The sequence below is a fragment of the Rhizorhapis sp. SPR117 genome, assembly GCF_021742065.1.
Window position 1 is genome coordinate 40,317 of record NZ_JAKKIE010000032.1, and the last position, 6,327, is coordinate 46,643.

Below are 6,327 nucleotides of genomic sequence, written 5' to 3' on the forward strand. Positions count from 1 at the left end.
GGTTATTCGACGGTTACGGATTTGGCGAGATTGCGAGGCTGATCGACGTCAGTGCCCTTTGCAACGGCTACATGATAAGCGAGCAATTGCACCGGCACGGCATAGACCAGTGGGGCTATCAAGGGATGGACGGTGGGCATTTCGATGGTTGCCATGCAATCCTCGCCTGCTTGCGCAATGCCTTCGGCATCCGAAATCAACACGACCTTGCCGCCGCGAGCCTGCACTTCTTGCATGTTGGATACGGTCTTTTCGAACAGCGGCCCAGACGGCGCGATGACGATCACCGGCACGGCATCGTCGATCAGGGCGATGGGTCCGTGCTTCATTTCGCCCGCAGCATAGCCTTCGGCATGAATATAGCTGATTTCCTTCAGCTTTAGCGCGCCTTCCAGCGCCATGGGGAAATCCGGGCCGCGTCCCAGATAAAGAACGTCGCGCGCCGGGGCGATCAGATGGGCCACCGCTTCTATCTCGTCGTCATGACCAAGCGCTTGATTCATGGCGGCCGGGGCTTCAGTCAGATGCTTGACGATCGCGCCTTCCTCATCTGCCGACAAGTGCCCGTTGGCGCGTGCAAGGTTGGCGGCCAGTGCAGCGAGCACGGATAATTGACAGGTAAACGCCTTGGTCGATGCGACGCCGATTTCCGGTCCTGCATGGGTGGGCAGCAGCAAATCGGCCTCGCGCGCCATTGAACTGGTCGGTACATTGACGACGACCGCGATGATCTGTTTTTCAGCGCGAGCATGGCGTAGCGCCGCCAGCGTATCGGCGGTTTCGCCCGATTGCGAAATGAAGAGCGCAAGGCCACCCGGCTCCAGTACCGGGTCGCGGTATCGAAATTCGCTCGCTACATCGATGTCGACAGGTACGCGCGCGAATTTTTCAAACCAGTATTTTGCGATGAGGCCTGCATAATAGCTGGTTCCGCAGGCAACGATCGTGACGCGCTTGATGCCACCCAGATTGAAACCCATGTCCGGTAGCGCTACCTGATTTTCCAGCGGACGGAGATAGCTACGCAACGTCTGCGCCACCACCACTGGCTGCTCGAAAATCTCCTTCAGCATGAAATGGCGGTAATTGCCCTTGTCGATCATCGCACCCGACACGCCCGAACTGGTTACGGGGCGCTCGACGGGATGATTGTTCAGATCGAATATCTCGATCGACTCCCGCGTTATCACTGCCCAGTCGCCTTCCTCCAGATAGGCGATCTTCTGGGTCAGCGGAGCGAGCGCCAGTGCGTCGGAACCGATATAATTTTCACCATCGCCATAACCGACCACCAGCGGGGCGCCCAGCCGCGCCCCGATCAGCAGGTCCGGCCATGCGCGAAACATGATGGCCAGTGCAAAGGCGCCTTGCAGCCGGGGCAGGACATTTGCGACAGCTTGCTTGGGATCGGCACCCTGTTCGACCTCGCGGGCAAGAAGATGGCCGACCACTTCGGTATCCGTCTGACTGGCGAAAACCCGACCTTGCGCGATCAGTTCGTTGCGCAGAGATTTGAAATTCTCGATGATCCCATTGTGGACCAGCGTTACATCGCCGACGATATGGGGATGGGCATTATCTTCGGTGGGCGCGCCATGTGTGGCCCAGCGGGTATGCGCGATGCCGACGGTTCCGGGCAGGGGATCAAGCACGAGTTTTGCGGCGAGGTTATTGAGCTTGCCCTCCGCCCTTCGGCGCTCCAACGCGCCGTTGTGGATGGTGCATATGCCCGCTGAATCGTAACCGCGATATTCCAGACGGCGCAGACCATCGACCAGCCGATCCGCTACGTCTTCCTTACTCAATATGCCGATGATACCGCACATAAATTACCTCAAACCGTTTGTGTCGAGCGCAGTCGAGACACGCCGCGCCAAGTCCCCATGTCCTTCAATTTCGCTCGGGATAATGGGAAATATAGCTATTTCGCCTTCTTCTTCGCATTCATGACAGTGCGGAATTTGGCGGCCCAGCCGGGCTTTGCCTCCTGCCTGCCCCGGGCCAGCGCCAGATCGTCACTGCCGATATCGTGTGTGATCACTGATCCGGCAGCGACGATCGCGCCATCGCCGATATTGACTGGCGCGACCAATGCGCTGTTGGAACCGATGAATGCGCCAGCGCCTATTTCCGTCCGGTATTTGAAATAACCGTCATAGTTGCAGGTGATCGTACCCGCGCCGATATTCGCGCCCGGTCCAACATTGGCATCGCCGATATAGCTGAGGTGATTGACCTTCGCGCCTGCGCCCAGCACCGCTTTTTTCATTTCGACGAAATTGCCGACCTTCGCGCCCTGGCCGATGTCCGCGCCGGGGCGAAGTCGGGTGTAAGGACCGATTTCGGCTCTACTCTTCACATGCGCGCCGGCCAGATGGGAAAAGGCGTGGATGGTCACATTGTCCTCCACGATCACGCCGGGGCCGAAGACAACATTGGGTTCGATTACGACGTCCTTGCCGATCACGGTGTCATGACTGAAGAACACGGTCTGCGGCGCAATGAGGGTGGCGCCATCGCGCATTGCCTCTATCCGGCGGCGGCGCTGCCATTCTGCCTCGACCTTGGCAAGTTCGATGCGGCTATTGACGCCTGATACTTCCCAGCTTTCGGTCTCGACAACCGCGCTTTGCCGGCCATCGTGCAATGCGAGCATGACGATGTCGGGCAGGTAATATTCGCCCGCTGCGTTATCATTTTCGATCCGCGCGAGCAGGGTGAAAAGGTCTTCTTGCCTGATTGCCATGAGCCCGCTGTTGCACAAAGTTATGGCGCGTTCCGGCTCGCTCGCATCCTTGTATTCGACCATCTTCTCGATAGCGCCATGCGCATTCGCGACGATCCGGCCATAAGCGCCAGGATCATCCGGACGAAAACCGAGCACGACCGCTACGGGCGTGCCATCGCCATGCAAGCGTTCCAGCATCATCCGCATGGTTTCGGCCCGCACCAGCGGCACGTCGCCATAAAGGATCAGCACATCGCCAACAAAACCGTTGAATGTTGCTTCGGCCTGCTGAACGGCATGGCCGGTACCAAGTTGCCTGTCCTGGACGACAATCTGAACGTCATGGCCCGAAACGGCTGCCTCCACTTGGTCGCGGCCTGCGCCAACGACCAGGATTTTCTTTTGTGGTTTCAGCGTCTCGACGCTGGCCAGCAGATGGAGCAGCATTGGGCGCCCGGCGACAGGGTGCAGCACTTTATGCATGCCCGATTTCATGCGTGTGCCTTGCCCCGCGGCAAGAATGATGGTGGCTAACGGGCGCATCGTCAGAATATTTCCGTTCGTGCAAGTGGATCAGGCAGTTTCAGCATTCCTCTGCCATGTTTGGCTTGCATATTCTACAGGGCAAAGGGCATTGAACGCTCGATGACAAAAATTCCTTTCGATATTATTGGCTTCGACCTGGACGGTACTTTGCTGGATACCAGCGGCGATCTGGCGGCGGCGGTGAATTACACACTGGCGCAGATCGGCCGCCCGCCCTTTTCTGTCGATGAGATCAAACCGCTGGTCGGGCGCGGGGCGAAGGTGATGCTGGAGCGCGGACTGGCGGCATCGGGCGGCTGTTCAGAAGCGCTGATGCAGCAATATCTGCCGGTGCTGCTCGATTTTTATGGAGACAATCTGATCCGCCACAGCAAAGCCTATCCCGGCCTCGTCAAAGCGATGGATGAACTGCATGCGCGAGGCGTGAAGCTGGCCATCTGCACCAATAAATATGAACGTTTTGCGCTTGCACTGATTGAGCAGATGGGACTGATGCAACGCTTTGACGCTATTATTGGCGGCGATACGATGGGGGCGGGCCGGGCAAAGCCGCATGCCGCTCCGATCGAGGAAATGATCCGGCGCTGCGGCGGTGGCCGTGCGATTTTTCTTGGCGACAGCATCAACGATACCCTTGCAGCCAAAAATGCAGGTATTCCTAGTATTGGCGTCAGTTTTGGTTTCCTGATGCAGCCGATTGAGGAACTGGGGGCGGACCTCATCATCCATCATTATGACGAACTGATTCCCGCGTTAGAAAACTGGTCTGATGACAGAGTTGTTCAGCCTCTGCCCGGCTGATCCCGAGCGGAGTGACGTTACAGGCGGGAGGCCGACGCAAAAGTCCCATCGACCCAGATCAGCGGATCAATGTCGGGATGATTCACGATGGACTGGACCTGACCGATAAACAGCGTATGCGTCGCCACGCCCAACGTCATCTGTGTGGTGCAGATCAGGCTGGCCACAGCATCGGACAATACCGGCAGGCCATCCTCGGAAGCAACCCAGCCGCCGGTTTCAAAACGCTCAAATCCCTTCTTGCCGCCGCTAAAGATCTTAACCAGATCACAATGGCGTTCGGCCAGCAGATTGACGCAGAAACGCTGTTCGGCCTGTAACACTGGCGACATGCTGGCGGTACGGTTGACCGCAACCAAAAGAGTGGGAGGATCGGATGTGACCGAGGTGACCGCCGTTGCCGCCATGCCGCTCCAATGTTCACCTGTGCCTGTCGTGACAATGGCGATTGTCGTCGCCAGCCGCCGCATCGCCTGTTTGAAATCTTCGGGAAGCGTATTGCTGCTGGTCATTGGTATCTCTCATCTGTTCGGATTTTCTTTCCTCCCTGCCTTGTCGGGTAGTGATGGGTCAACCCAAATTTGGACGATTGCTCCGGCGCAAGCAAAATGAATGCTGCCCTGGATCACTGCCGCCACATAAGCAGTTGCAGATAGCGCAATCGTCGGTCTGCACTTTGCGATTGCGGCTACTGCTGCGACGCAACATAACCTGATGCGCAACAACAGAAACGGGGTGTTTGTCTGGCATTCAAACAGGAGGAATCTTATGCGAATGCTATCCATTATTGCCGCAGGTGCGGTGCTTTCATTTGTTTCCCCGGCGCTGGCCGGTCCGGTCGAAACTGGGTCCTTCGAACGGGATGGCTATACTTATGTCTATAAGGTCGAGCAGAAAGGTGAAAGCAAGGTAATAACCGGACGTAGCTATCCCGGCGGTAAGAAATTTTCGCTTGTTGTTCGTGGCGACATGGTCACTGGCACGTCTAATGGAACTCCGGTCAGATTCCACGTGGCTGAGGCGGCATCAGCAACCAAGTCCACCGCATTGAGTATGAGAGATTGAACTGGGGCTGTCCCAGGTTTCGCTTTCATACCTATGAATGAATAGAGGGGCGGATTGGTCATCGATCCGCCCCTTTTTCGTGTCAGCGGCAGCGACGTGAGCCGCCGCGATCTATTTCCCGTCCGATCAGAGCGCCTGCTGCCAAGCCGGCGATAGTGCCAGTCGCACGGTCGCCGCGCGTATCAATTGCTCGCCCGGCAAGCGCACCCACCGCGCCGCCAACGATCAGCCCGACTGTTCCATCGGACTTGCGGCAATATGTCCGTCCGTCGCGGCCGCGCCATTCCTTGTATTTATATTGCTTTGCCGACGCCTGATCGGTTGGAACAACCATGCTTGCCGGAACGGCAATCGATACGGCTGCTAGAGCAAGCATAAAATTACGCATGTCATATTTCCTTTATTTTGATCATTATGCTCGGTGTAAACTATCGCAGTTTGGCCAAGGTTTCATGAACCTGAGACAACGTTATAATACATTAAAAATAAAGGATAATATCCGAGGTTGGATCTGATTGGAGTCGGGAAGCGCGGGATTCGCAAATTTCAGGGGGCGAACGGGAATAAAGGAAGATATGGGATGCTGACACATCGGCTCGATCCTGAAACCGGGATCATCGAAATCGACATTGACGGCGCGGCGGATATGGAAAGCTATCGCGCATTGGTGCGGGACCTGGACGCCGAGATCGCGGCTCATGGTAAAATATTGATCCTGGAGATCATTCGAGACATTGGTTGGATCAGTCCCGGCATATGGTGGGAGGATATGGGCTGGTCCTTTCACCACCTGAAGGACATAGCCCGCGTCGCTGTCGTCACGGACAAGGGCTGGATCGGTCCGATTGCAAAGATGATGGGTGCCGTAATGGCCGCGGAAATCAGGGTATTTGATTTTGCAGATATTGGCAAAGCGCGTGAATGGTTGGCGGGATGAGATTGCTGGTAGCGCGGTTCTGTCTTTGATAAGGTGAAATTGAGGACGATCGTATGAAGCGTAGCTATGCCTTTTTCTCGCTCGCTGCCTTCTCTCTGGTTCTTGGCGGACCAGCAGGCGCAAGCGAGGATGCAAACACATCCGACCGTGTGGAGATCGTCCTAGCGGATTTCAGAGTCCTCTTGGAGGAGGAACCCCTCCGACTTCAGTCGGATACTGGCTTTAGAGTCCTCTTGGAGGAGGAACCCCT

General features: G+C 56.6%; 8 protein-coding genes. 4 read left to right on the forward strand and 4 right to left on the reverse strand.

Annotated elements, in window-relative coordinates:
• Nucleotides 1-2: 2 nt before the first annotated feature.
• Together glmS and glmU are read right to left on the reverse strand one after the other, a co-directional pair.
• A complete protein-coding gene (gene glmS / locus L3X40_RS13265; RefSeq protein ID WP_237366043.1) occupies nucleotides 3-1,826 on the reverse strand; it encodes a glutamine--fructose-6-phosphate transaminase (isomerizing) in 1,824 nt (607 codons plus the stop codon).
• A gap of 95 nt (nucleotides 1,827-1,921) precedes the next feature.
• Nucleotides 1,922-3,271, reverse strand: a complete 1,350-nt coding sequence (glmU, locus tag L3X40_RS13270; protein ID WP_237366044.1) for a bifunctional UDP-N-acetylglucosamine diphosphorylase/glucosamine-1-phosphate N-acetyltransferase GlmU — start codon at nucleotides 3,269-3,271, stop codon at nucleotides 1,922-1,924.
• Nucleotides 3,272-3,373: 102 nt separating this feature from the next.
• Between glmU and L3X40_RS13275 the strand changes: the two genes are divergently transcribed.
• Entirely contained in the window at nucleotides 3,374-4,075 is a 702-nt protein-coding gene (locus tag L3X40_RS13275) for an HAD family hydrolase (RefSeq protein ID WP_237366045.1), read from the forward strand.
• Nucleotides 4,076-4,092: 17 nt separating this feature from the next.
• Here the strand turns inward: L3X40_RS13275 and L3X40_RS13280 are convergent, their stop codons facing one another.
• The gene (locus tag L3X40_RS13280; RefSeq protein ID WP_237366046.1) at nucleotides 4,093-4,587 is read right to left on the reverse strand and encodes a flavin reductase family protein; all 495 of its coding nucleotides are present in this window, start codon (nucleotides 4,585-4,587) and stop codon (nucleotides 4,093-4,095) included.
• 262 nt (nucleotides 4,588-4,849) lie between these two features.
• Here L3X40_RS13280 and L3X40_RS13285 point away from each other — a divergent pair, with 262 nt between their 5' ends.
• On the forward strand, nucleotides 4,850-5,140 hold the full coding sequence (locus L3X40_RS13285) for a hypothetical protein (protein ID WP_237366047.1): 291 nt from the start codon (nucleotides 4,850-4,852) through the stop codon (nucleotides 5,138-5,140).
• Nucleotides 5,141-5,222: 82 nt separating this feature from the next.
• Here the strand turns inward: L3X40_RS13285 and L3X40_RS13290 are convergent, their stop codons facing one another.
• Nucleotides 5,223-5,528 (reverse strand): glycine zipper 2TM domain-containing protein, encoded by a 306-nt coding sequence (locus tag L3X40_RS13290; RefSeq protein ID WP_237366048.1) that lies wholly within the window; start codon nucleotides 5,526-5,528, stop codon nucleotides 5,223-5,225.
• A gap of 192 nt (nucleotides 5,529-5,720) precedes the next feature.
• On the opposite strand from L3X40_RS13290, the gene L3X40_RS13295 reads away from it, so the two are divergent.
• Together L3X40_RS13295 and L3X40_RS13300 are read left to right on the forward strand one after the other, a co-directional pair.
• Nucleotides 5,721-6,077 carry a SpoIIAA family protein gene (locus L3X40_RS13295; protein WP_237366049.1) on the forward strand — a complete coding sequence of 119 codons (357 nt, stop codon included), beginning with the start codon at nucleotides 5,721-5,723 and terminating at the stop codon, nucleotides 6,075-6,077.
• A 53-nt stretch (nucleotides 6,078-6,130) separates the two neighbouring features.
• Nucleotides 6,131-6,327 (forward strand): hypothetical protein (locus L3X40_RS13300; protein ID WP_237366050.1); only part of this gene is annotated, 197 nt, incomplete at its 3' end.